The 25,330-nt window shown below is 60.6% G+C and carries 20 protein-coding genes; 6 read left to right on the forward strand and 14 right to left on the reverse strand.

Features of this window, described 5'->3' with window-relative positions; all coding sequences use genetic code 11:
- Positions 1-61 precede the first annotated feature (61 nt).
- The 3 genes from DES53_RS00715 to DES53_RS00725 all read right to left on the reverse strand — a co-directional run bounded on the left by DES53_RS00715 (position 62) and on the right by DES53_RS00725 (position 4,572).
- On the reverse strand, positions 62-3,322 hold the full coding sequence (locus DES53_RS00715) for a WD40 repeat domain-containing serine/threonine protein kinase (protein ID WP_113956291.1): 3,261 nt from the start codon (positions 3,320-3,322) through the stop codon (positions 62-64).
- Between the two features lie 72 nt (positions 3,323-3,394).
- Positions 3,395-3,760 (reverse strand): hypothetical protein, encoded by a 366-nt coding sequence (locus tag DES53_RS00720; protein WP_113956292.1) that lies wholly within the window; start codon positions 3,758-3,760, stop codon positions 3,395-3,397.
- Positions 3,761-3,855: 95 nt separating this feature from the next.
- Positions 3,856-4,572, reverse strand: a complete 717-nt coding sequence (locus DES53_RS00725; protein WP_113956293.1) for an RNA polymerase sigma factor — start codon at positions 4,570-4,572, stop codon at positions 3,856-3,858.
- A 141-nt stretch (positions 4,573-4,713) separates the two neighbouring features.
- Here DES53_RS00725 and DES53_RS00730 point away from each other — a divergent pair, with 141 nt between their 5' ends.
- The 5 genes from DES53_RS00730 to DES53_RS00750 all read left to right on the forward strand — a co-directional run bounded on the left by DES53_RS00730 (position 4,714) and on the right by DES53_RS00750 (position 7,800).
- Complete coding sequence (locus DES53_RS00730; RefSeq protein WP_113956294.1) at positions 4,714-4,923, forward strand: TM2 domain-containing protein; 210 nt, start codon at positions 4,714-4,716, stop codon at positions 4,921-4,923.
- Between the two features lie 75 nt (positions 4,924-4,998).
- Positions 4,999-5,295 (forward strand): hypothetical protein, encoded by a 297-nt coding sequence (locus DES53_RS00735; protein ID WP_113956295.1) that lies wholly within the window; start codon positions 4,999-5,001, stop codon positions 5,293-5,295.
- Positions 5,296-5,350: 55 nt separating this feature from the next.
- Complete coding sequence (locus DES53_RS00740; RefSeq protein WP_113956296.1) at positions 5,351-5,659, forward strand: hypothetical protein; 309 nt, start codon at positions 5,351-5,353, stop codon at positions 5,657-5,659.
- A gap of 78 nt (positions 5,660-5,737) precedes the next feature.
- A complete protein-coding gene (locus DES53_RS00745) occupies positions 5,738-6,118 on the forward strand; it encodes a Rid family detoxifying hydrolase (protein WP_113956297.1) in 381 nt (126 codons plus the stop codon).
- 92 nt (positions 6,119-6,210) lie between these two features.
- Entirely contained in the window at positions 6,211-7,800 is a 1,590-nt protein-coding gene (locus tag DES53_RS00750) for a PQQ-binding-like beta-propeller repeat protein (RefSeq protein ID WP_113956298.1), read from the forward strand.
- Positions 7,801-7,884: 84 nt separating this feature from the next.
- On the opposite strand, the gene DES53_RS00755 is transcribed toward DES53_RS00750, so the two are convergent.
- The 6 genes from DES53_RS00755 to DES53_RS00780 form a co-directional block, all read right to left on the reverse strand.
- Positions 7,885-9,051, reverse strand: a complete 1,167-nt coding sequence (locus DES53_RS00755; RefSeq protein WP_113956299.1) for a PepSY-associated TM helix domain-containing protein — start codon at positions 9,049-9,051, stop codon at positions 7,885-7,887.
- An 89-nt stretch (positions 9,052-9,140) separates the two neighbouring features.
- Complete coding sequence (locus DES53_RS00760) at positions 9,141-11,750, reverse strand: glycoside hydrolase (RefSeq protein ID WP_113956300.1); 2,610 nt, start codon at positions 11,748-11,750, stop codon at positions 9,141-9,143.
- A 61-nt stretch (positions 11,751-11,811) separates the two neighbouring features.
- Positions 11,812-12,537: a hypothetical protein gene (locus tag DES53_RS00765; protein ID WP_113956301.1), complete on the reverse strand. Its 726-nt coding sequence runs from the start codon at positions 12,535-12,537 to the stop codon at positions 11,812-11,814.
- A gap of 63 nt (positions 12,538-12,600) precedes the next feature.
- Positions 12,601-14,052 (reverse strand): DUF1501 domain-containing protein, encoded by a 1,452-nt coding sequence (locus DES53_RS00770; RefSeq protein WP_113956302.1) that lies wholly within the window; start codon positions 14,050-14,052, stop codon positions 12,601-12,603.
- 4 nt (positions 14,053-14,056) lie between these two features.
- A complete protein-coding gene (locus tag DES53_RS00775; protein ID WP_245958061.1) occupies positions 14,057-16,588 on the reverse strand; it encodes a PSD1 and planctomycete cytochrome C domain-containing protein in 2,532 nt (843 codons plus the stop codon).
- 59 nt (positions 16,589-16,647) lie between these two features.
- Positions 16,648-17,178 (reverse strand): ferritin, encoded by a 531-nt coding sequence (locus DES53_RS00780; RefSeq protein ID WP_113956304.1) that lies wholly within the window; start codon positions 17,176-17,178, stop codon positions 16,648-16,650.
- A gap of 53 nt (positions 17,179-17,231) precedes the next feature.
- Between DES53_RS00780 and DES53_RS00785 the strand changes: the two genes are divergently transcribed.
- Positions 17,232-18,116, forward strand: coding sequence for a hypothetical protein (locus DES53_RS00785; protein WP_113956305.1), 885 nt, complete (start codon positions 17,232-17,234; stop codon positions 18,114-18,116).
- A 47-nt stretch (positions 18,117-18,163) separates the two neighbouring features.
- Here the strand turns inward: DES53_RS00785 and DES53_RS00790 are convergent, their stop codons facing one another.
- The 5 genes from DES53_RS00790 to DES53_RS00810 form a co-directional block, all read right to left on the reverse strand.
- On the reverse strand, positions 18,164-19,519 hold the full coding sequence (locus DES53_RS00790; RefSeq protein ID WP_113956306.1) for a DUF2244 domain-containing protein: 1,356 nt from the start codon (positions 19,517-19,519) through the stop codon (positions 18,164-18,166).
- 76 nt (positions 19,520-19,595) lie between these two features.
- Positions 19,596-20,957, reverse strand: coding sequence for a hypothetical protein (locus DES53_RS00795; protein WP_113956307.1), 1,362 nt, complete (start codon positions 20,955-20,957; stop codon positions 19,596-19,598).
- Positions 20,958-21,032: 75 nt separating this feature from the next.
- The gene (locus DES53_RS00800) at positions 21,033-21,368 is read right to left on the reverse strand and encodes a tetratricopeptide repeat protein (RefSeq protein ID WP_113956308.1); all 336 of its coding nucleotides are present in this window, start codon (positions 21,366-21,368) and stop codon (positions 21,033-21,035) included.
- Positions 21,369-21,442: 74 nt separating this feature from the next.
- A complete protein-coding gene (locus tag DES53_RS00805) occupies positions 21,443-23,017 on the reverse strand; it encodes a peptidyl-prolyl cis-trans isomerase (protein ID WP_113956309.1) in 1,575 nt (524 codons plus the stop codon).
- An 88-nt stretch (positions 23,018-23,105) separates the two neighbouring features.
- Positions 23,106-25,202, reverse strand: coding sequence for a tetratricopeptide repeat protein (locus DES53_RS00810; protein ID WP_113956310.1), 2,097 nt, complete (start codon positions 25,200-25,202; stop codon positions 23,106-23,108).
- Positions 25,203-25,330 lie beyond the last annotated feature (128 nt).

The raw sequence follows: 25,330 nt of genomic DNA on the forward strand, positions 1-25,330 counted from the left end.
CCCTCGCCGGATGAAATCATCCACAAGGCTCGGGAAGTGCCGTGAGGATTACCTTACCCGGTCATCTCGGGATGGAGGATTCTGGCAGGATGACTTCGTCAACCAACGGCGGGGGATGATGCACGAGAGGAGGGAACTTCCAGTCCAGCTTAAGTCGTGCAACCTCCTGGCGTATCCATGCCATGTCCCACTGGAAGAGGAACCCCTGTGGATTCGCAGAGAGGAATTGCGAGCCATCCGGGCCAAAGCAGAGTGGCGCATGCGGCCCACAATCTGGTTCGCCCACGTCTTCCAGCGTTTCGGCATTCACCATCTTCACCTTGTTCCTCGCGTAGGGAATGGCAGCTACCGTGCCGCGCGGACTCATCGCAATCAGGTCACCAATCTGGTCATGCTTGGGATGAACGGCCCCCGGTTTCCATGTGGTGGTGTCCCAGCATCGGAATTCCTCTGAGCTGCCGGTGATGAGCCATTTCCCATTCACGGCGAAGGCAACTGCCGCACTTCCCGGGATGGGCAGCTTTCGCACGACTTCTCCGGTTTGCGCATTCCACACCCAGACATCATTGCCCAAAGCGTAGGTTCCTGTGGCCAGGAGATTCCCATCCGGGCTCATGGAAATGGTGTGAGCGCGAGCATGGCCGGCCAGCACGAGAGGTGTAGAACCGGCGTCGACCAGGTTGAATACGCGCACCCCATCGTCAAACACGACGGCCAGTCTCTGCTCGTCCGCTGAGAGTGCTGCATAAGCGTGGGAGGGCTCACGCGTGAGTGCCACCGGCTCGCCCAGCACCACTTGCAGTTTCTTCCCAGCGGATTCGGTTCGCATGGGCCAGCGCCATACGCCACCACCTCCGGTGACGATGAGGGACTCTTTGCAGAAGAACAGACTGCGCGGCGACTGGAATTGCAAGGAGCCGAGTTCATAACCCTCCGCATTCCAGAAACGTACTTTCTCAGTCGTCGCGCCGATCAGGGAGCCGTCATGATTCCATGATGCACGATAGACCGTGCCGTCCGAAGGACTACGCAGTCGCCTGCATGCACCCAGTGACGTCACTTCAAAGAGCCGCACCCGAGTACCGTCCTGACCCACGCCCAGGCGTGACCCATCTGCGGAGAATTGCAGATGCTCTGTGGTCGACTCCTGGGAGACATACATTTCCCCCGTGGTCGCATCCCAAAGCTTCAGGCTGCCGTCCCTCGAACCTGTGGCGATAAGTTCTCCACCAGGGTTCCAGACCGACTCATACACATTGTCCAGTGGGCCAGCGATCGTCTGGCGAACTGCGGCAGTGTCAGCATCCCAGATGCGAATGGTGCGTTCCCGGGGTGATGGCACGGCGAGCCAGTTCTTTCGCGGATGCCAGGAGAATCGCCCCACGGATGCGGCGTTGTCCAGCCACGTGATTTTGGCTTCGGCAGGACGCAGATCGAGGAGCATCATGCGGCCTTCTGGCATCGATGACTTTCCTGACGTTGGGTCCGTGCCACGGGCGAAGCTGGTCGCCATGTATTCGCCACTGGGCGACACTGCGACCATCGTGGGCTCTGCGGGGATGGCGATCGGTGCGCGATCCAGGACTCCATCCTTGAGGCGGTAGATGTGAAGTTCCCTTTCCTTGCAGACGCAGGCACGAGAACCATCCGACCAGAATCCCAAGACGCCCTCGTGAACACCATGCCACTGATGAGCGATGGTAGAGCTCTGCCAGTCCCATACTTTCACATCCATCTTCCGATCTGCCGGCCTCAGGTATCCCACGGCCAGCCAGCGGGCATCTGGGCTGAAACGGATAAGATGTGATGCCGCCAGTCCTTCTCCAGGCAGCGTGGCGAGTTGTCTGGACGAAGCACGCTCGGTGATCACCACCGTGCCATCCTTCAAAGCGTGAGCGGCGAGCGTGAAGTCAGGGTTCAGCGCTACAACGGGCTGACGATCAGGATTGCCTTCCCACACCTCAGCGGGACGCAGGTCTGAGATCGCAAGCGCCGCCACCGCTTCATTTTGCAATTCCATCGAGGGGCGGATCGCGGCGGCCCGTTGCAGGGATTCGATGGCGAGATACCGCGCACCTGGTTGGTGGCTCCAGCGCCGTGCCCTCGCTTCCGAGAGAAGCGAGGTCCACAGGGTCTTGCTCTGCTCTTTCTTGGCATGGACGGCCTCGCTCCAGCCGATGAACACGCCCACGAGTCCGATGAGCGCCGTGAAGAACAGTGCCACGCTCAGGCTTGCCACACCGGGCCGGCGTCGGGCCCACTTGATGGCGCGCGAGGTGACAGTGCTCGCTCTCGCACGGATGGGCATGTCCTTCAGCCAGCGCTCCAGATCTTCCGCCAGGGCCAGCGCGGACTCATAACGACGCTCGCTCTTTTTCTCCAGGCATTTGAGGCAGATGATTTCCAAATCACGATCCATGGAGCCGCAGGCAACCCGCAGCGGTTGTGGTTCCCTTTCCACCACCTGGCGTATGGTCTCTGCCACCGTCCTGCCACGGAAAAGCGGTCTGCCACTCAGGGCTTCATAGAGCACGGCACCGAGGCTGTACACATCCGAGGCGGTCGTGAGGTCTTCGCCCGCAGCCTGCTCGGGAGACATGTATGCGGGTGTGCCGAAGACCAGATCTGAACGCGTCAGGGAAAAGGCAGCGTCATCGAGCCTGGCCAGCCCGAAGTCCACCAGCAGTGGATTCCCGCTATCATCGAGCAGGATGTTGCTCGGCTTGATGTCGCGATGGAGGATGCCATGCTGGTGAGAGAAATGCACCGCACGTGCCACGGTGGCCAGCAATTGAGCGGAGCGACGCAACGGGATGGCTCCCCTGGCGATTTCGTCCGCAAGACTTCGCGCATTCTCCACCAGTTGCATGGCCATGAAGGGGCAGCTCTCATGATGGCCCCACTCATGCACAGTGACGATGTTCGGATGCTGGAGTCGTGCCGCGGCCTCCGCTTCCCGTCGGAACCTCTCCAACTGCTCCGGTGATGCAAAGTCCGCCCATGGCAGGATTTTGATTGCCACCTTCCGGTTGAGTCCCGTGTGCCGGGCTTCGTAGACCTTGCCCATGCCGCCGCGTCCGATCTCGCGGAGGATTTCATACGCTCCCACGCGAGACCCTGCCGTGAATGACGTGGAGGTCATGCGCTGTGGCTCCTCTGCCGGAGGCCCCACGCCTGCGAATGGGCCGTCACCGTCTTGGCCGCTCTGTGTTGCCAGCTTCAGCAGGCACGCGGGGCAGAGTGCCTCCGGAGCCTGCTCGGGTACGGGACTCCCGCACACCGGGCAGACAGTGGTGGCATTGGCGGGTGCGGGAGTGGCCATGTCTGAGGGACAGGTGTCAGATGTGAAGAGTCGGCAACTCCCAGTGATGTAGCTGGAGCCGCGAGGAGTCTCTCACGGAAGCGGCTCCGTGAGCACTGCCTCGATCATCGCCAGCGACGCATCGGGTCTGCCTGCAATGAATCCGCCCCCGATGGCAAAGGGAACGAGTGCCGTCCTTCCTGTGATGGCCAGTCCCCTCGCCACAGGATGCAGCGCTGTTTCGGCGAAGGTCGGAGGAGGCTCGGGAATCAGCGGGGTATGAGGTCCCGGTGGATCGACGTGCTTCACATTGGGTGTTGCCTGATAGAGCACTGCTGCCGTGGGAGGCGGCGTGGAGTAGCGGGGCTTGTCCGTCGCGCAAGCTACCAGCGAGGTTGCCGCGAGTGTGATGCAGATGGGACGCAGGATGGCGCCGGTCGCAATGTTGACCTGATTCATGGCACAGTGGTCCGGTGGTTGGATCCGGACCTCCTTTCACAGGGTGCATCTTGAATCAGGGGCGAAGGGTTACACGGAATGCGCGGATTGTTTCACTAAGCGGTGGAAATCACTCTGAGAAGGTGCCGCAGCTCATCATCAATCTGGTCCTCGGCGTCCACGGTTTGCGCCACCTCTTCGCGAAGGAAGGTGCCAAAACGATGCCTCAGCCGGTGGAGGGCCACTTTCACCGTGCCCTCCTCCATGCCCTGTTGTACGGCCGTGGCGTGCACGGCGCCGGGAGGTGTGTTCAGCAGCAGGGGCAGCAGGGCTTCCAAGGTGCGCTGTCGCACGGGATTTTGCTGTTCCTCACGCAGACGCGAAAACACACGTTCGATCAAGGTGAACGCCCATTGACGATCGAAGAGTGCATTGTCATCAGGCCCATCTTGGGGCGGTGCTTGCGGAGCATCATGATCCTCCAGGCTCACACGTGTGAGATGGCCGCCCCGCTTCTTCGCCCGGGCGTGCGTCCACGCGTCGCACAGGAAGCGCTTGAGCAGCATCAGCACCCACGCACGCAGTTTTCCGCGCACGGCATCCGCATCATCCAGCAATTTTTCGCGGATGAGCATGCAAAAAAACTCCTGCGCCAGATCATCCGCATCGTTCCTGCCATCCAGGTGCCTTCTGATGTAGGCGTGGACGGGTTTCCAGTAGGCGCGGCATACATCGTCCCACGCGCGGAGTGATTCTTCCGTGTGCGGCTCCCGCAGTCGTGCGATCAGGGTCCATCGCGTGCCTGGGAAAATGCTTTCGGTCTCACTCTTCATGGACCTGTAAAGGAAATCTTAGCAAGGCCGGGCTATTTCACAAGAGCGGCTTTTTGCCATACGCACAAAAAACGTGACAGTTCTCGGGACTTTGGCAGACTCCGTGCGTCAGTCTGTTCGGCAATCAACACACCTAAATCCATGAGCGACAAGAAATTCCTTCCCACGCTGCTGCTGGCCATCTTCCTTGGCGGACTTGGAGTACACCGCTTCTATGTGGGCAAAGTGGGTACCGGCGTGCTGCAGCTTCTTACCTGCGGCGGCATTGGCGTCTGGGCGCTGATCGACATCATCATGATCGCCATGGGGAATTTCCGGGACAAGAACGGCCTGCCGCTGGCGAAGGACTAACTGGCACGGTCGGGGTGCCTGTGTCCGGAAAGGGAATGCCTTGCGGCAGTCCTTTGGCCCTGCCATGAGTCCCTCATGACCGCTGCCGAACTCGCCCAATCTGCCAAGTCCGACGCCGCACCCCCTGCCGGGTTGTCACCGGAAGCGGAAGCCCTGTGGCACGCGAAGAAGGGGAACTGGGAAGAGGCGCATGACATTGCCCAGGACATCCACACCGCTATGGGATCGTGGATCCATGCCCTGCTGCATCTGATTGAGGGGGACATCGGCAATGCCGGCTACTGGTACGCCAAGGCCCGCAAGCCCGCGCGAGGCAGGGGAGAGATTGATGCCGAGTGGCAGTCGATTGCCACGGAAGTGATGGGTTCGTGATATGACTCTCGAGGCCTTGCCTGCTACGCCGCCCCCGATACCAGCGCCCGTGTCCATGGCGCCGCGCTGGCTCTTCTGGGTATTTTCCACGGTGGCTCTGCCGGTGGTTCCGTGGCTGACACCCATCGTGGAAAAGGATGACGCGACGCTCTTCATGGTCACGACCGGGTTGGCCGTTGTGTGTCAGCTTGTGGCTTCGATCATCCTCGGGATTGGCATCGCGCGGAAGCGGGCCTTTCGTTTGGGCGGCACCATCGGGATGTCTGTGCTGTTTACAGTCATTAGTTGGGCAGTAGCGACCGGGGTCTATCTGCTGGGCATGATGATTTTCATCATGATGCTGTATGAGAAGAAGGGGGTGTGAAGTTCGCGGAGCTTTGGGGGCTGGAAATTGTCCGTTCCCCGTTGACTCCCGCCCCGCGCCCGCTCAGTTGCGCTCCCCATGCAAATCATCTCCGCACCCAACGCCCCCGCCGCTGTCGGTCCGTATTCCCAGGCCGTGCGCACGGGGAATCTCCTCTTCTGCTCCGGTCAGATCCCGATTGATCCGACCACCGGCAAAATCGAAGCCACCGATGTGGAAGGCCAGGCCAAGCAGGTCATCGCGAACATCAAGGCCGTGCTCGCCGGCGCCGGTCTCACCATCCAGAACGTGGTGAAGTCCACGATGTTCCTCCAGGACATGGCCGACTTCCCCAAGGTGAACCCCATCTATGAAGCGGGCTACGAAGGCCACAAGCCAGCTCGTTCCACCATCCAGGTGGCGAAGCTTCCCCTCGGCTCGCTGGTCGAGATCGAAGTGATCGCTGAGTTCGCCAGCTAGGCCGGCTCGCTCGCTCTTTTTGCAATTTGGGAGAATGCATCATTCTGCGGTGCATTCTCCCGTGCAAGACGGGACAATGGCGATCCGTTGGCATGGAACTACCCGGTCCCACCATGCTGCGTCGTCTTGCCCCCATTGCTTTGCTTTCGTGTTTTTCTGCTGCCACACTCCACGCGGAGTGGAATCAATGGCGCGGCTCGCAGCGCAACGGCATCAGCGATGACTCCACGCCGATTGCCGGTTCGCTGCCTCAGGGAAGCCTGACCCCCATCTGGGAAAGCGGCACCATTCCCAGCGACCATGACGGTGGACACAGCAGTCCCGTGGTCAGTGGCGGACGCGTGTATTTGAGTGTCGTGTGGCACACGCGTGTGCCCTCGGAGACGCGTCTCATTGATGAAGAAGTGATCAGCGCCGTGGGGCATCGCGGTACCAACGTGCTCGGCGCGGAACTCACGAAGAAGATGGAGGACGCGCGCAAGAGCCGCCCTGGCAGCATGCGTGGCACGGCCCTTGATGAGGCCGCGAAGAAGTGGGTGGAGGAGAACTTCAGCGAAGAGCAGAAGCTTGTGCTGGGTACTTGGGCCGAGCAGCGCTTCAAGCAGGGGAAGAACGCCATCGATGTCGAGCTGCTGGATAAAGTGGCAAAACGACAGAACAAACCATTCGCCACTGCGGCGGAGTTGCTCACGTGGGCAGAGACTGAATTCCCAGACACGACTGTGCGCGAGCGTATCCTCAAGGCGATCCCCGACACCTTGAAGGTCGGCCGCGACACCATCGTGTGCCTCGACGGGCAGACCGGAAAGGAACTGTGGAAGTTTGAGCACGAGGGCCAGCCCACGGGGCGCCGCACCTCCGGAACCCCCGCCGTCGTGGATGGCAAGGTGTATGCCGTGGGCAGCACCAACCTCTACGCAGTGGATGCGGAAAAAGGCACACTTGTCTGGAAGACTGAGCTCAAGCCCGCCGGTGCTGGCAGCTCGCCACTCGTGAACGATGACAAGGTCTACGTCATGGCGGGCGGCCTCATGTGCGTGGAGACCGCCACTGGCAAGACCCTCTGGACCAGCAAGGAAGTGAAGGGAGACACCGCCAGCCCTGTCCTCTGGAAGACAAGCGACGGCAAGACCACCCTGGTGTGTAATGCCAACAAAGGACTCATCGGCCTCGATCCCGCCACAGGTGAGAAACGTTGGGAGGTGGAAGGCGGTGGCCAGTCATCGCCGGTGATTGAAGGCGATCACCTTGTCATCTTCAGCGGTGCCCAGGATGTGGGCCTGCGCTGCTACCTCGCGCAGAAAGATGCCGCACCCAAGACCCTGTGGTCCCACTGGTGGATGTCCCGTCGCTACACCGGCTCCCCCATCATCCATGAAGGTCACGTCTATCTCATGTGCGGCGGCAAGCACCAGTGCGTGAGCCTCGCCGATGGCAAAGTGAAGTGGCAGGAGGAAGTGGAGAGCACCATCACTTCACCCCTGCTGGTGGATGGCAAGATTCTCAGCATCGAGCAGAACGGCATCTTCCTGCGCCTCATCAAAGCCGACCCCGCCAGCTACCAACTCCTTGGTCGCGCCAAGGTGGAGGCCATGTGGTGTCCTACACCCGCTCCCTACGACGGCCGTCTCATTGTCCGTCGCAAGGACAAGGTGGTGTGCTTTGACTTGCGGCAGAAATAAGTGGCTAAGGAGCGCGGACCTTCCGGGCCACAAGTCCGGCGAAGTGTCGCACCTCACAAAGGAGCGAACGTCGCCGCCAGTGACTCACATGCCCTGCACCCGGCGCGCTGCCAGCTCCGCGACTTCCTCCTCAAGGGTGGCTGACTTCTCCGGGGCATTGCCGGAAGCCTTCTTCTTCCGCGGGGGATTGCGGCGTTTCCACCACATGAAGAAGCCGGTCACTGCGAGGGTGCCTGGCGTGAGGCCACCGATGCACCACAGGATTTTCACCGGGATGCCGCCGAAGTTGCCGAAGTGCAGCGGGCGGAAGGTGTCTTCAATCTTTGCCCAAGCACCAGCTTGACGCAGGTCTTTGACTTCCTTCACTTCTCCAGTCTGCTGGTCGAACATCACCGTGCTGCCATACGGACTGGTCAGCAGTCCTTCACCCGCCTGGCCATAGAGCGTGATGCCGAGCCCGGGGGCGGAGGGGAGTGAGATGAAGCCGGTGCTGAAGCCGGGAATTTTCTCCTGCGCCTTCTTCACCAGGGCGTCCATGGTGATCGTGCTCGAGTAGTAAGTCTGGGTGATCTTTTGGGCTTCCTCCTCCCCGGCATGTTCTTCCTCCAGAAGGTGACCGATGAGGTGACCAAGGTTCCACCAGGCTCCGGTGAAGCCCAGGATGAGATTGAAGGCCACGGAAGTGATGCCCACCATCTTGTGAAAGTCGGAGAAGAAGATGCGTGCACTCCGACCCCAGCGCAGGGTGAAAAGTGTCTTCCAGAACCCACGGTAGAGCCATACACCGGTGATGCCGAGGAGGCACAACAATGCCGCGCAGAGCCCGGCGATCAGCTCCCCAGTGTGGTCTGCGAGGAAGCTGTAGTGAAACGAAAGCAGCCACCCCGTGATGGTGTCTTCACGATCCATTGGCTTGGCCAGCACCTCCCCCGTGTAGGGGTTGACCGTGATTCCCTGCCACGTGTCCGTACCGTGCTTCACGACGTAGGCCAGATCGGCACGGTCGGGCGCGCTTGCCTTGTCCCAGCCCATGACCTCGTAGCCTGGCACGGCCTTTCTCGCGGAGGACAGCAGGGCGTCGAAGGACTGTCGCTCACGTCCTGCCGGGTCCACCTTCAGCATCTGGGGGAAGAGCACACCATCCAGCTCGTCCTTGAATACCAGCACGCTGCCGGTTAGGCCAATAATGATCAAGCCGAAACCGGCAACCAGACCGAGCCAGGAGTGGAGGAAGAAAAGACGGCGCTTCATGCAGGGGGGCGTCCTTCATAACCTCTCTGCAATTCAGTCTCAATAGCAAGTTCGGGCTAGTGGTACTGGTTCCTGCTGGTTTTGACGGACTACCTGCCAATCACCATCCGATGCGTCTGCATCTCGTACCCGTGCGCGGTCGCCGTCATCCTGCCCTCCTTGAGGATGGGAGCGGTGAGCGTGGCGTCGTCCGTTTCGATGTGGGTGATGCGACGTGCTTCGCCCATGGGACGCAGGGTGGAGAGGGTATAGCTCTGTGGACGTGTGGCCAGATTCCACGCGCGTGCCACGAGCCCCTTGCCAATGCCATCGTCATGGACCTTGAGAGCCCAGAGGAGTACGTTGGGATTGTCCACTTGGAGAAGTGAAGCGCGATCCTCAGGATACACCTTGCCTCCGGTTACGGCCCCCACGACAAGGGGATTCTGGTGTTCCTGGGCGAACTTCATCGCACTCACGGGGGAGTAGGCGGTGTGCGCACGGAGGGCGTAGCGCTGCAGGAAACGCGTCTCATGCCCCTGGCTATCGAGCCCGGTAAACTTGCCCCCCAGGAGTGGGTGGAAGGAAGGCGTCACCGTATCGAGGCTGTGCGACGTGCTGTTCCCCAGGCGGAAGAAAAGACCGTCTGCGTTGGAAAGCGTCAGCCCAGCGGCTGTGCTGCCGATCTTTCCCGTCATCGTGACGAAGGAATTCATGGTCAGCAGATCGTATCTCGCGGCTACAGGTGAGTAATGGCCCGCATCCGAGGTGAGCTTTGCGAGGAGGATGGCGCCCACTTCTTCGTGATGCGTATCCGGGCTCTCGGCAAAGGCGGTGTGGTATGCCCAGTAGTGCGGCGTGTTGCCGAAGTTCTCCGTGACCGTGTTCTCGATCTCCACTCTGGGAATGCCGCGATACAGCGTGACCTTCACGGTATGCGCAGGAATCTCACGACGCACCGCCCGCAGCGTGACGGATACTGGCCCCACACCGCCCTCCAAACTCACGGTGCCACCATCGGGTGCCGTTTTACTGTCCGGATTCGTGGTGAGATCGTTGAACTTTAGAGGGCTTGCCGCCTTCACAAACTCAAGACCACCGCCCGAGGCCGGCTGCATGCTGGTGATGGCGCCACGCCCTGAAAGCGCGATGCGGTAGAACTCATTCGCAATCGTGGTGTCCTCGTGCGTGAGCGTGGTTGTGGGGTCCTTCCCCTTTCCTGGGCGAACCTCGTACACCTTGTAGCCTGCACTGGGTACGTCGCCTGCCAGGATGCGCAGCGCGGTGGGCTTCACCGAAGTTGGTACGAATTGCGAAGGTATTTCTTCACCCGTGGTGAGATCCACCACATGCACCGGCTCGTTGTCCGTCCATGGAATGTTCGCCACATCCGTGCGTTCCCAGCCCAGCGGATTGAAGATGAAGAAGCGTGTGCCGTTGCCGGACTTTTTGATGAGCGAGCCGAGCGCTGAAGTCGCATCCACATAGAGCGCCTGCACATAGCGGTCGATTTCTTCCACCAGCCGCTTCTGCCAGTCGAGTCGTTCCTGCGCGAAACCGGTGACTGTGAGGTCGTGCTCGAAGTACAGCCCCAGGTTTAGAAAGGCGAGCTCACGCGCGCGCTTCGTGGTTGCATCCTCTTTGAATTTCGGATTCTCCAGCGCCACGAACGCTGCCATGGCTTCGGCGGCACGAAGTTTGATCAGGGAGCGCTTCACCCGGGCGGAGACCTCTGCAAGCGACGCCGGTTGGATGTCCCAATCATTGCCGAATGCCGCGCTGAAATCCTGAAGCAGCGGCGCCTGTTGTGTTTCAAATTGCTCAAAGAAATCGATCGTGTTGGACACGCGCACCTCGTGCTCATCCGGCTCGCGCCTCCACACATAGTCACGGATGTCGCTATTCAGTGTCAGCTTGTCATCCCATCCCTGGCCAAAGGCGCCCAGCACCTGATAGCCCTGGTAGCGAGGTTCGTTGAGAAGCAGTTCGGTGGCCTTGTCCGGCTTGCGCGCTTCGGCATAACCACCAATGCTTTCATTCGTGAAGTAGGTGTACCACTTCATGAGCATGGAGCTGCCATCCTGCCCGCGCCAGCGGTAGACCTCGCGTTCGCGATTCCGCAGCTCATCTTCCTTCACCACCGTCGCGCAGGCACACACACCGTGCCACGCGTACTTCGCGCCGGATCCGCTCCACAAGGATCCCAGGCCGAAGGGGATGGTCTGATTTTCCAATGCCTGCGCAAAACGGAAGCGCATGTCGTACTGCCTCTCCAGTCTCCCGGGGAAATACATGGAACGCAGTACCGCTTCCGCTGGCGCTCCGCCCCAGGAGCAGACCAACGGGGTGAGTGGTGTGGTGAGGTTGCCCTCCTTGTGCCGCTGCATGAGTTCAGCAAAGCGGTCGCCCTTCCCTGCGAGGTCGAAGTCGGGCTTCAGGCTGCCATCACGAAACACCTTGAGCCATAGCGAGCCGTCCGTGGTGAACTTGCTCTGGCGTCCCGCCGGTTCCTTCGCGGTGATTTTGATTTGGTCCAGATGATAGCTGAGCATCTTCTGGAAATAGCCGTAGTAGTCCGCTTCGGAGGCGCTCCAGATGAAGTCGGTGTGGTCATCCGGTGCGAGGTAGATCTTTTTTCCAGTCTGCGCCTGAGAAGCGAGGTCTCCTGCCAGCCAGCAGACCGTAGCGAGCAGGAGTGAGAACGTGCAGTGACGACGCATGAGGGGACCTGGCTCGGAGCTTACCGTGGCGCCTCACAGGCGGCGAGCACGATTTGCGTGCTCAGGACGTGCGGCGCCTCTGGCGCAGCGCCATCACCACGGAAGCGACCGCTGCGGCCACTGCCAGGGCCAGAAGGATGCCGGGAGGCAGGGCCTTGCCTTTCTCCATCGCGATGGAATCAGCAACGACTTGCCCGGATGGCGCGGTGTCATCCCCTGCACTGCCATCGCTCAATTTTGTCCCGAAGCCGGTTTCGATTTTCAGGTCCTGGGAGGGGGACAGCGACACATGCTGGACCTTCCCATTCGCCTGCGTGACGCCGAAAAGATAAGTGACGTGCCATGGATGACCTCCGGTGACGGAGAACTCCCGCAGCATGTTCTGCCGCAGAGTCACCTCTGCAGGTTTCAGGTCACCATACACGTAGCGGAGCTGGAAGCGGTATTTGGTCTGGCTGGGGGTGCTGAAGGCGGCGGGAGGTGTGTGCTGCAGGACGCGGCCGGTGAGCCGCTCCCCGCCTGCCATGACCTCAAGGTGCCTGGTGACGTAGTCCCCATGACGTTCCACTGCTGCGGTGATCGCGTCGGCATCGAGCCCGCCCTGGGCCTCGTCTCGCAGCCCATGCACCAGCAGAATCTCCCGCAGAGCCACCTCGGTATTCACCAGCATGGCGTCTTCTGTGAAGGTAATCCTCGCCGTGTTCAGGATGCCCGAGTGCGCGGACAACACCGGTGCCATGAGGATGCAGGCGGCGGTCACTACGGCAATGGAGAGATGTCTCAGCACGACAAAGAAACGCTCACCGCAGTGGGCAGTGGATGCAACGCTCTTTTGTGCGATTCAGCTCCGTCAGGCCAGCACCTGCTTCACCACATGCCCGTGCACATCCGTGAGCCGGAACTGCCGCCCTTGGAAGCGGAAGGTGAAGCGCTCGTGGTCGATGCCCAGCAGATGCATCACCGTCGCCTGGAAATCGTGCACGTGAACCTTGTCCGTGACGGCATTGAAGCCGAATTCGTCCGTGGCGCCATGGCTCATCCCGGGCTTCACACCGCCGCCCGCCATCCAGAGCGTGAAACCATAGGGGTGGTGGTCGCGACCCCATTGAGCCGTCTCGGAAATCTTGCCCTGCAGGAAGGGCGTACGCCCAAATTCTCCACCCCAGATCACCAGCGTATCATCCAGCAGTCCCCGCTGCTTCAGGTCTTTCACCAGAGCCGCACTCGGGGCATCGGTATCCTGGCACTGGATTTTGAGCTGGGTGTTTAGATTGCGATGTTGGTCCCAACCCGCATGCATGAGCTGGGTGAAGCGCACTCCACGTTCCGCAAGACGCCGCGCCATGAGGCAGTTGTACGCATAGCTGCCCTGCTTCATCACATCAGGCCCATACATGTCCAGGATGTGCTTTGGCTCCTTGGAGAAGTCTGTGAGCTCCGGCACGCTCGCCTGCATGCGGTAGGCCATCTCATATTGCGAAATGCGAGTGGCGATTTCCGGATCGCCGGATTGCGCAAGCTTCATCTCATTGAGTTGCGCCAGGTCATCCAGCAGCCCCCGCCGCATCGAGCGGCTCATCCCTTCGGGGTTGCTCAGGTACAGTACCGGATCCCCGCTGCCTCGGAACTTCACCCCTTGGTACTTGGAAGGCAGGAAGCCGCTGCCCCAGTAGAAGTCATAGAAAATCTGCCCGCAAGACGCCTCCTTGTCGCGTGAAGTCATCACCACGAAGGAAGGCAGGTCACTGGAGTCACTGCCGAGTCCGTAGCTCAACCACGAGCCCATGCTGGGGCGTCCTGCCTGCTCGCCCCCGGTGAGGAAGAAGGTGATGGCGGGTGCGTGGTTTACCGCCTCCGTGTGCATCGACTTGATGAAGCACAGGTCATCCGCAATCGCCGCCGTGTGGGGCATGAAGTCGCTCACCCACGCGCCGCTTTGCCCGTGCTGCGCGAAGTTCGTGATGTTGCCCAGTACCGGACGCTCCGTCTGGCTTCCGGTCATGGTGCTGAACCGTCTCCCACCCACCACTTCATCCGGGATTTGCCTGCCGTGCCATTCCTTGAGCTTCGGCTTGTAGTCGAAGAGCTCCACATGAGCTGGCGCGCCATTCTGCAGGAGGTAGATCACCCGTTTCGCCTTTGGTGCGAAATGGGGCAGCACTGGCGCGAGCTTGTCTGGCAGAGTCGCAAACCCATCCCGAGTGAGCAGCGCACCCAAGGCTGCTGCCCCGAGTCCCTGCGCCGCCCTGCCGAAGAGCGCACGGCGGGTCAGGATCTGTCGATGTGAAGCAAAAGGGTCCATGGCTCTATTCTTTCGTCAGCGCCTCATCCAAGTTCAGCACCAACAGGCACACCGAAGTCCACGCCGCGTGTGTGCTTGCCTCCAGTGAGACGTCACGAGGAGACTCACCCACCTTCAAAAGCTTGTCCGCCTCGGCTTTGTTCTCGCCGAACTGTGTCTTCAGATAGTTCACACGCTGGAGGAGAATGCCCCGCTCATCCGGGCTCGCAGCACGCGAGAGCACCAAACGGAAGGCGAGATCCAGACGCTGGGTATCCTCCTTTTCTGCAAGCAACACCCGCTGGGCCAGGGTACGCGCCGCTTCCACATACGTGATGTCATTCATCGTGATGAGTGCATGCAGCGGTGTGTTCGTGCGGCTCACATTCACGGAGCAGTACTGTCGTGCGGGATTGTCGAACAACATCGTGGGCCCCACGATGCGACGCCAGAAGGTGTAGAGCGTGCGGCGATGCAGGGCGTCGCCGGTATCCGGCTTGTAGGTGATCTTTCCAAAGGTGGCTTCCTCCCAGATGCCTTCGGGTTGATAGGTCTTCACTGGCGGGCCGCCGAGAGTTTCCTTGAGCAGGCCGGAGGAGAAGAGTGCGGCATCGCGAATCATCCACGAGGGAAGGCGATAGCGTGGAGCGCGTGCGAGCAGGCGGTTCTCGGGATCCTTCTCGAGCAGGGCAGGGGAGACGTTTGAAGCCTGGCGGTAGGTGGTGCTCATCACCATGAGCTTGTGCAGTGCTTTCACGTCCCAACCGCTTTCCATGAAAGTTACCGAGAGCCAGTCCAGCAGCGGCTGGTGCACCGGCTTCTCACCCTGCACTCCGAAGTCTTCTGCGGTCTTCACCAGGCCAATGCCGAAGAGCGCCTGCCAGAAGCGGTTCACGGTCACACGAGCGGTGAGCGGATTATTCCGGTCCACCAGCCATTGCGCGAGACCGAGGCGGTTGCGTGGCGCGTCTGCTGGCAGTGGCGGTAGGGTTGCAGGAGTGTTCGCGGTGACTTTCTCTGGAGTGGGCTTGTCGTAGAGTCCTTTGGAGAGAATGAAGGTCTCGCGTGGCTTCGCGATGGTATCCATCACCATCACACGCACGATCTTGTTGTTGATTTCATCACGCCGCTTCACCGCGCCACGCAGTGGCTTCAAGACCGCCACGTATTCCGTTTCATCCTTCAGTTCCGTCGTGATGCGATCGATGAGGCCGATGGCCCTCCGTGCCGGGGCTTCCGCGATCGAACTCGTCACATTGCTGGAGAGCGACTTTGCCGCCGGCGATTCTGAGGCCGGTCTGCCCTTGGCGCGAGGAAAGCGAGTCTCCTCATACTTCTCCACGGCAGCGGCTGCTTCCTTCACCAGCTTCTCCCGTTTCGCGAGTTCATCCAGCTCGTCGGCCCCGGCCACATCGAGCACCGGCGGCACACCGCCCGTGCGGCCACCTCCTCCACGACCTTCTTCCGTGGTCTGGTTGAAGATGTCGTAGAGGCCGTAGTAGTCTTTCTGAGTCAGCTGGTCGAACTTGTGATCATGGCACTTGGTGCATGCCATGGTAAGACCCAGCCACACCGTGCCGGTCGTCTCCACGCGGTCGAAGACATTCTCCACCCGTGTCTCTTCTGCGATGCGCCCTCCCTCGCCGTTGAACATGTGGTTGCGATTGAAACCCGTTGCCAGGCGTTGCTCCATCGTGGCATTGGGCAGCAAGTCACCTGCAATCTGCCAGACCGTGAACTGGTCATAAGGCATGTTGTTGTTGATGACCTTCACCACCCAATCGCGCCACGGCCACATGGTCCGCGTAGGGTCGCCTTGGTAGCCGTTCGTGTCGGCATACCGGGCTGCATCCAGCCAGTCCCAGCTCCAGCGCTCGCCGTAGCGTGGTGACTGCAGCAGGCGATCCACCACCTTTTCATAAGCCTGCGGTGAGCCGTCCTTGAGAAAGGCATCCACTTCCTCCGGAGTGGGCGGCACGCCGGTGAGATCCAGCGTTACTCGTCGAATGAGTGTCTGCTTCGAGGCCTCTACGCCCGGCTGCAGCTTCTCCTGCGCCAGCTTCGCATGGATGAAGGCATCGATCGGATTCACGGATTTGAGATTTGAAATCTCAAATCTCAAATCCTGTGACGAAGGCACAGCGGGCTTCTCCACCCGCTCAAAGGCCCAGTGCCTGCCCCACACGGCACCTTCATCAATCCAGCGCTGGAGCGTTTCCTTCTGCGCGGCGGTGAGCTTGCGATTGCTCTTCGGAGTCGGCATGACCTCATCCGGATCATGGCTGAGGATGCGCTTGATGATTTCGCTGTCCGCGCTCTTTCCGGCGAGGATGGCGGTCACGCCGTCCTTGGTTTCCTTGGCGGCCTTTTCCTCGTCCAGCCGCAGTCCCCCTTTGCGCTCCGCCTTGTCAGGCCCGTGGCAGTGGTAGCAGTTCTCGCTGAGGATGGGCTGGATGTCGCGGTTGAAGTCCAGCTTCCCTGCCGCAGGCGCAACACAAACCAAGCCCACGAGGGTGAACCCCGTGAGCGTGAGGCGCTTTGCCAGCATCGAATGCATTCCCCATCATACGCAGCCGCGAAGGGCTTCTACATGGGGAATGCTCTCAAGCGGATGGATCATTTGCCGCCACCTGAAGCAGGAGCAGGAGCCTCAGCCACACGGCGACCGGCTTCATCGTCGAGGCGCAGGAGTCCGGCGGGGTCATTGCCCACCAGTTCCAGGCGCTCGATCATGAGCAGCACCGTGCTTTCTTCCTCCACCTGCTCCTGAAGGAACCAGGCGAGGAACTGTAGTGTGGCGAAGTCCTTTTCCTTCTGGGCCAGCTCATAAAGGTCATTGATTTGGGCCGTGACGAGCTGCTCGTTGGCGAAGGAGGTCCTGAAGGCATCCAGCGGGTGCGCGTCGTAGGTGGTCTTGGGCGCGTCGAGTGTGGTGAGTTCCACCCGGCCATTGCGGTCGGAGAGGAAGTCGTACAGTTTCATCGCGTGGCCGTATTCCTCGGTGGCCTGGAGGCGCATCCACTTGGCAAAGCCTCGGTACGGCGTGGAGTCAAAGTGGACAGCCATGCCGAGGTAGTTGTAGTGTGCCTGCAGCTCATTCTTGATCTGGGCATTGATGGCAGTTTGGACGGAATTGGGAATGGGCATAGTAGTTTGGAATTAGAGTTAGAATGATTCTAAACTAGAACGTCTCATGCAGAATGCCAGCGGAAATCACAGAAACTCTAGCCTCGCTTTGCATTTCGTGGCCTGCCGCGGAGTGGCAGCGATGTGAGGCTGCCCACCGCGCTCGCGTGGCGGAGCAGGCGGAGGGGTTCGTACGCCGCCGTGCTTCGGGTGAAAAGCACCCGGTCTGGGACTTCCTCTTCACGTACTACAGCTTCTCCCCGGGCAAGCTGATGACGTGGTGTCCCGCCATGGAGGAGAGTCAACACAGCGTACAGCGAGATGCGGATCCGTCCTTTGAGACGACCACCTGGGAGTGGCCCGCACTTTCCGAACGCATCCGTCGCGAAGCAGCATGGATTGCCCAGCTCTGTGGAAACATCGTGGGCCGGCCCCCGCGCTTCGCCTGCCATGGCCTCCATGAGTGGGCCATGGTGTACAAGCAATCCGCCGAACAGGTGCGTCATGGCGGCTATGAGCTGCGCATGTCCCCGGACGAACTCGCCACCTTCGTGGAGAGCCAGAACATCTGCTGTACGCACTATGATGCCTTCCGCTTCTACACACCTGAGGCGCGGCCGATGAATACCTTCAACCCGCGTTTCGAGACCCGTCTGGACATGGAACAAGGCGGCTGCCTCCATGCGAACATGGATCTCTACAAATGGGCCTACAAACTCTGGCCTTGGATCGGCAGCGATCTGGTGGCAGATGCCTTTGAGGTCGCTCTCTTCGGCCGTGCCATGGACATGCGTGCGAGCCCCTATGATTTGGAAGCGCTTGGATTCCCTCCCATTCGCATTGAGGCGGAGGAGGGAAGGGCGGAGTACCGGAGCTGTCAGCAAGAACTGGCAGCCAAAGCGGAACCTGTGCGGCGCAAGTTGCAGACGGCAGCAGCTTGGCTCGCTGCGTGCAAATGAACGAGCGAGGGCGCGCATGCCATGCGCTTGTCCGCCAGTGACGGCGTTTACTGCCGGACTGCCTCCTGCCGGCCCATGGTTTCAGCCAGCAGACGGATTGCCTGTCGCAGCATCGGGTGGTCTGAGCCAGCACCAAAGGTGACCGCACGCTCCCTCAGGACAATCACTCCATGATACACCGGCACGCCATTCACCTTGGCCCCGGCTTCCACGGCCATCCGGGCCACGTCTGCCACGTTCCAGACATGCTTGATGACGCGGCGGTCGCAGGTGGAAATCAATGTCAGGGAGGTGCGGTCTGCGTGCAGCATCTTGGTCGTGCGCCTGAGACGCCAGCCAAAGGTCAGCGTCGCCAGCCCGATCAGGAGGAACGTCGATACCCCGGTACACCAGAAGAGGATAAAGCCATTGAAGAGCAAAAAGAAAACCAGGGCACCCTCTTCCCATGGCATCCACATGCTGCCTCCTCCCCACAGCATGATGCTGGAGATACAGACGAACGCAGTACCAACGCCCAGCAATGTGTTGCTCAGGGCACGGGACTGCGCCTGCACCACGGCGTGCCCCGGACCGTGCTCCATCACCAGCTTGCCTCCGCCAGTTTCATCCGCGTCACGGGAAGGAACTGCCAGGGTATCTGCCAGTGGCTGCTTCAGTCCTAACACACGTCGCAGATCCTGGCAGAGCCAGGCCTTCTCCTTCGGGGTGAGCAGGCTGCCGAACCGTATTTTCCGGCGGCCCGCCACGATTTCGATGCCATGAATCGGTTTGTAGTTCTGCTCGTAGAAGACCACGAGCTTCACCGTCTGGATGGAGTCACGGACCAGGGACTTGCGCTTCGCGTGCCCCAGGAAGTGCCGCGTGTGGACCAGCTCCGATGGGGTCACCTCAATCACGTGATAAGCCCTGGACGCCATCAATCCGAAGTACAGCATGCCAAGTCCCGCTGCACCAAACGCACAGCCAAAAAAGATCGCGTTTCCCGGTTCAGATTGCGACACGAAGCCGAAGCACATGAAAACCAGGAAGGCCAGCCACACGAGTGAGAATCCGATGAGGACATTCCACCCACCCTTGGCCGGAATTTGCCAGCGCCTTCCGGACCCGGTGTCCTCCGCGCGGATCTGAGTGCCGGGCGGTTGCGGCACCACTTCTTCCAGCTCCGCGAACTGCTCCTCCTCGCTCTTGGGCAGCGGGCTGAGGAACGACGGGAGCGACGCGACGTGACCACACTGCGGGCACTCCACCACCGCTTCCCACAGCAGATCCGGATGCAACTGGATGGTCGGCGCTGCCGCACGGCATACGGGGCAGTGGGTCCGCGCTGAGGCCCTGCGGACCTGCCTATTGATGAACCAGGCGAATAACCGGCGTTGCCAGCGCGGTATCAGTTCTACGGACATGCGGGGAAAACTTCCGCCATGGAAGCGAGTTTCCCATCCGTTGGCAACTTCCACCTCACACGTCCTGCCGATTGTGCTAGCCCGCCCTGTGGTCGTTGGGCAAGGCGGCGTGCTCCTGACCCATCGCTGCACTCAACAGAGAAACTGCGCGCTGCAACTCTGCCCTCGGTGCGCCAAGTCCAAACGTGACCACACGGTCAGGCAGCGTCACCACGGCTTGATACACCTGGGTGCCATTCATCCGCATGAAGATGACCACGGACATGCGTCCCACATCCTCCACATTCCAGGTGTGCTGGACCATCCGGCCGCCGCTGGTGGCGATCATGGAGAGTGAGCGTTCATCCGCCTGCAACATCTTGATGGTACGCCGTGATATCCAGCCAAACGTCAGCAGCCAGAAGCCCACCAGAATGGCGGCTACCATGCCAAACCACTTCAAGACAAGGAGGCCATTGAAGAGGAAGTAAAAAAAGAAATCCAAATCCCAAGGCGCCCACTCGAGTTTTGCACCGAGCAACAGGTAGAGACCCACGCTCACAAAGAAAAGTCCACCAGCCAGCACGAACGTCCCCGCCGAGCGCGAGTGCGAGCGCACGAGTCCGTGATCCGGGCCCCGTTCCATTTCCAGACTGCCACCGCGCCAATTGCTGAGTGACTTCGATGAAGGCGGAGCCTCAGAACCGAGAGCAAATCCCAACGCCTCGCGCACTTGCTGGCACAGCCAGGCCTTTTCCTGGGGGGCCAGCGTACTGCCAAACCGGATCCTACCAGCCGGAGATTTCACCTCAAGGCCGTACACTGGCTCGCCATCCTGGGCGTAGATACAGGCCAACTGGACGCTCTCGATGGACTCGCGCCTCACGGTCCTCCGTTTGGTCATGCCCAGGAAGCGGCGGGTGTACACCAGATGCACGGGATCCACCTCCAGAGTGTGGCGTGCGAGCGACATCCGCAGGCCTATGTACAGGAATCCCAACCCCAGCACAGGGAACACCAGAGGAGCGAGAGTCGAGAGCCAGTTGTTGGCCTTCAGGAACGTGCCGCCAAACACCACCGTAGTGAAGACGAGCCACACCAGGGCAAAGGTCAGCATGAAGTTCCATCCGCCCTTCGCAGGCACCTCCCAGCGGCGGCCACTCCCTGTGTTCTCCTCAACGATCCGTGTGCTGTCTGGCCTTTCGACAAACTCCTCGGTGTCCGCAAACTTCATCTCCTCCGTCTCCTCGGTCCGCATGAAGCGGGAGGTGAGGGGCGCGCGGTCTCCGCACGCTGGGCATGGCACGGCTTCCTCCCAGAGCAGGTCCGCACCCACGCGGGAGGGAAGGGTGGCCTGGCATGCCGGACAGTGGAACTCCGTTTTGAATTTGCGCAGTTGCCGGTTGGCGAACCAGGCAAAAACGCGTCGCCACCACTGTGGGATGAGTTCTACGGACATGCGGAAGAAACTTCCTCCCATGGAAGCGGCATTTCCGCCACATGGCAACAAACGCGATTGTCGCCCAGCTCTGAGCTACCCCACCCGGCCGCCCAGGGAGAGAATGCGGGCCTTGCCCTTGGCATCTTCCGCTTCTGCGATCTGGCCGTTCTTCACGTACATCTGCGAGAGCGCGGTCCACGCCAGCAGGTCATTGGGATTGATGGTTGTGGCCATCAGTCCGGCGCCGATGGCCTCCTTGATGCTGCCGGACTTCATCAGCGCCATGCCGAGCGCATGCCAGCCATCGAAAAAGCCCGGGTCGATTTCCACAGTCTGGCGGTAGAGCTTCACCGCCTCCTCGAGTTCGCCGATGGCCACCAGACCACTGGCTTCATCGTAGAGAGCATCGCGCTGTACCGAGTCACTCATACGGCAAGGTGGAGAGAACTGGAGCAGCCGTTGCGAGACGGAGAGGTTTCGCAACGGCCAGGTGGCAACGTGTGTTACCGTTCGTTGCTCAGGGCCACGTTCAGCAGTATGCTGGCGTTCACCTTGGCATTCTTGTACTGTTCTTCAAACCAGGCGCGGAAGATGTCCTGCTGCGCCATGCGGTCGAGCGAAGTGGAGATCATGTTCTTCGAGGCGGCGCTTTCGGGGCTCTTGCGCAGTTCCTTGGAAAGGACAAAGAGCAGCAGCACGCCGTTTTCGGAGTTCAGGATTTCCTTCGCAAAGCTGCCTGGCGCGGTGGATTGCGCTTCCTGGGCGATGCGATAGCCGATGCTCAGATTCATGGGCGGATTGGCAGTGGAGAATTCAGCCAGCACTTGCGGCGTGAGTCCGGCTTCTTTCGCTGCATCGGCAAAGGACTTGCCACCCTTGATGGCGGCTTCCAGCTTGGTGCGCGCTTCGTTGGCCGCCTTGGTCATCGCCTCAGTGGCCTTCTGGCTCACCAGTGCCTCACGAATCTTTTCCTTCACATCCTTTAGCTCCTGGGTTTTGGGTGCTTCCACCGCAGTCACCTGGAAGAAGGCATAACCCTTCGCTACCTTCACCGGGTCGCTGATGGGAGCGAGCTTCTGATCGTTCGTGAAGATGGCATTCACCAGCGCGAGTTCATTCTTGAGTTCCTCGGGCGGGGCAGTGTCAGCGAAGGCGGCGATCTGGCGCACCTCAGCCTTGGCTTCGGTGGCTTCGGCAGCCAGGTTGATCTTCGAATCGAGCACCTTCTCGGCGAACTTCTGCACCTTCTCCTCGTACTCGCGCTGTGCCTTCACCGTGTTCTCGGCGTTCAGGGTGGCGGTATCAGGCTTCGGCAGCACCACCAGGGTCACCGCGCGTTTCTCTTCCGTCTTGTAGCCTTCCTTGTTCTCCTCGAAGTACTTGCTGATCTCCTCGTCCTTCACCTCGACCTTCTTTTTGAAGTCGTCCAGGGGGAAGGGGATGGTGGCTGCCTTGATGGTGCTGAAGCTGGCGGCGTAGAAACGATCCGTGATGCCAGGTGCGGAGACCATATTGCCAGCCACGATCTGCTGCAGGCGCTGGAGGCCGAGGGAGTCGCGAATCGTGTCGTACATCTGCTCTTGCGAGACACCTCTCTCCCGGATCCACTGCTCAAAACCACGGGCGAGTTCAGGATTGTACTGGCCGTTCGTGAAGAAGGTCGGAAGCTTGCGATACGCATCCTGCACTTCCTTGTCCGAGGCGCGAATGCCGAAGCGCTTCAGCGCGTCTCTCAGCACCAGCACGTTGATGCCGTAGTCGAAGGGAGCGCTTTCATAGACGAGGGGGCGGCCGGTCTTCTGGCTGGCGTGCTGGAAGTGGATGCCCACCATGTCCGAGGCATACGAGGGGCCCACGCCGGGGAGGCCAGCCTGCTGGGCGAAGACGAAGGCATGCTGGAGGCGGCCTACTTCAAGGAAGGAATAATCCCGGCCATTCACGGAGAGGGAGGTGGCTTCAGCGCTGTACCCGCCCCTCCCCGGCTGCGTCATTCCGCTCCAGAAGGTGAAGGCGATGATGATGATCGCGGCGACCGCGATCATGATGGGCTTGGACTGGCGGCGGAGAAATTCGAGCATGGTCGTGGAAAGGAGGAAACGAGGGCGGCGAAGAAATGCCGCCCGACGCCGGGGGTCAATCGTTTTTTGCAGGTTCCTCGGGGCCGGACTATTGGGCCGAGGCTGTGGCGCTCTTGGTCTGGACGTTGGGGCTGCCGGGAGCGTTCAGGAGGCGCTCCAGGGCCGTATCCGGCTTGATGCCGCGATCCAGCGCATTTTGGTAGTGCTGGCGGGCCTTTTCATAGTTGGGGGGATTGCTGGTCACATAGAGCACCGCGAGATTGAAGTGGGCGTCCCCGTAGTTCGGGTCGATGGCCAGGGCGCTCTTGAACTCGGCTTCCGCACGGCTGCGGTTGCTCATGTTGCTGGCGATGATGCCCAGGTAGTGGTGCGCCTTCGAATTGTTCCGGTCATTGGTCACGGCCTTTTCGAAGGAGTTGAGCGCATCGCTGAGCTTGTTCTGGCGGAAGTAGCAGACGCCCAGGCTGTAGTGGGCCACGCCGTTCTCAGGGGAGTACACCAGACACTTCTGGAAGAGTACCTCTGCCTCTTCATACTTCTTTTGACGCAGCTTGATTCCGGCGAGGCTGGTCAGGGCGAAGGAGTTCTTCGGATTGATGCGCAGCGCGTCCTGAAGACTCTGCTCAGCGGCCACATAGTCACTGCGCAAAATCGCGGAGTCGGCGGCGGCCATCAGGGTTTCTTCGGAGGAGCCATTGTCATTGGTGCTGGCGCTGGCGCTGGCCGGAGCGGGTGGCGACATGGGCTTGGCGCTTTCGCTGCTTGCCTCAGGTGTCGGGGCTCCGGGAGGAGTGGCCATGCCAGAGCGGGCTTCGAGGGTCGCGGTCACGCCGCTGGCGGCGAGGATTTCCTTGAGCTCAGGCTCAGTGAAGAGCGACTCTTCAGCCACGGAGATGTAGATCTTGCCCGAAGTGAGGTCCTCCAGATTCTCCATGAGTGTCTGGGAGGTGTTTTCCAGCTTCTTCATGTCGGCGATCACCAGTTCCTTGGCCTGGCGGGCGCGCTCCTGCTGGCGGAGTTGACGCATGATGATGGCTCGCAGGGCCTTGTTTTCTTCCGCAGCCTTGGTGTCTTCCGGGGTGGCGTTCTTCCCGGGCTTGCTGGCACTGGCGAGCTCCTTGCTCATCTCCTTGTACTTCATCGTCAGCTCAGCCACCTGGGTCTGGTAGGCGGTGTTTTCCTGACGGAGCTTGGCCAGCTCGGACTGGATGCCGGTGATCTGGGTCTTGAGGGCCCCAATTTCCTGATCTTTCTTCTCACCCTCGGACCTCAGCTTTTCCACCTGGGCCTTGGCGGTCTCCAGCTCCTTCTTGATCCGGGTATTCTCCGCAATGAGCTTGGTCATCTCCTCGGGCTTGGCATTGTCCTTCTTCGCCTTTTCGATTTCCTCGGTGAGCTTCTTCTGGTTTTCGACCAGGGTATCCTTCTCCTTCTTGAGGGATTCGAACTCCTGATTCTTCGTCGAAAGCAGGTCATTCACGATCTTCGCCTCGCTGCGCAGGCGCTGAAGTTCCTGCTGGGTGGCCACGTCGTTGTTGGTGGCGGCCTTGTTCATGCCTTCCATGCGCTTTTCCAGGTCAGCCAGCCGGATCTTGAGTTGGTCGCGTTCGCCGGAAGCGCCCATGTAACCGCGCGAATAGGCGTCCAGATCCTGCAGGAGTTTGGCATTGCCTCGCTCCAGTTCCTGAATGCGCAGTTGTTGTTGCTGGAATTGCGTATTCAGCACGTCCACCGGGGTGGCGCCGGGACCGTACGCGGTGGCGGGCGCAGGAACCTGCGGCGCAACTGCATAGGCTCCGGGCTGGACCGCGGGAGGCACGGGAAGGGGGGGCGCGGTAGCCTGCATGGGAGGCATTTGCTGCACCGGAGCCGGAGCTGTCGCCGTCAGGCCAGCGACGTTGTATCCCAGGCGCTGCAGGCCGGCGACCACAATGCGGAGGCGGTATCCCACCACGTCCGGCTGCCATTCGGGATAGTTCTGCGAGACCGAGCTGATGATGCGATAGGCATCCAGGTAGGCGCGGATCGCCGAATCCTTCTTGCCTTCCTGCTCGAGCTTTTCGCCCTGCTTCCAGAGCTGGTAGCCATCAAAGAAGACATCACCGCCGACACTGCCGGACTGGGCCGGAGCCAGTGCGAGGCTGCAAAGGAGCCAGCCGAGGACGAGAAGAGGGAGTCTGGGCATAGAGTTCAGGTAAATAAAAGCACATAAAGTAACCTCTGCGGAGGCACTTGTCCATGCCCACGAGTGGCCCCGGGACCCTTGGAACGCAGAGGGCCAGGAGCGTGGGTCGGAGCAAAAGGTACCACTGC

Origin of the sequence: Roseimicrobium gellanilyticum, assembly GCF_003315205.1 — a bacterium.
Lineage (GTDB): Bacteria > Verrucomicrobiota > Verrucomicrobiia > Verrucomicrobiales > Verrucomicrobiaceae > Roseimicrobium > Roseimicrobium gellanilyticum.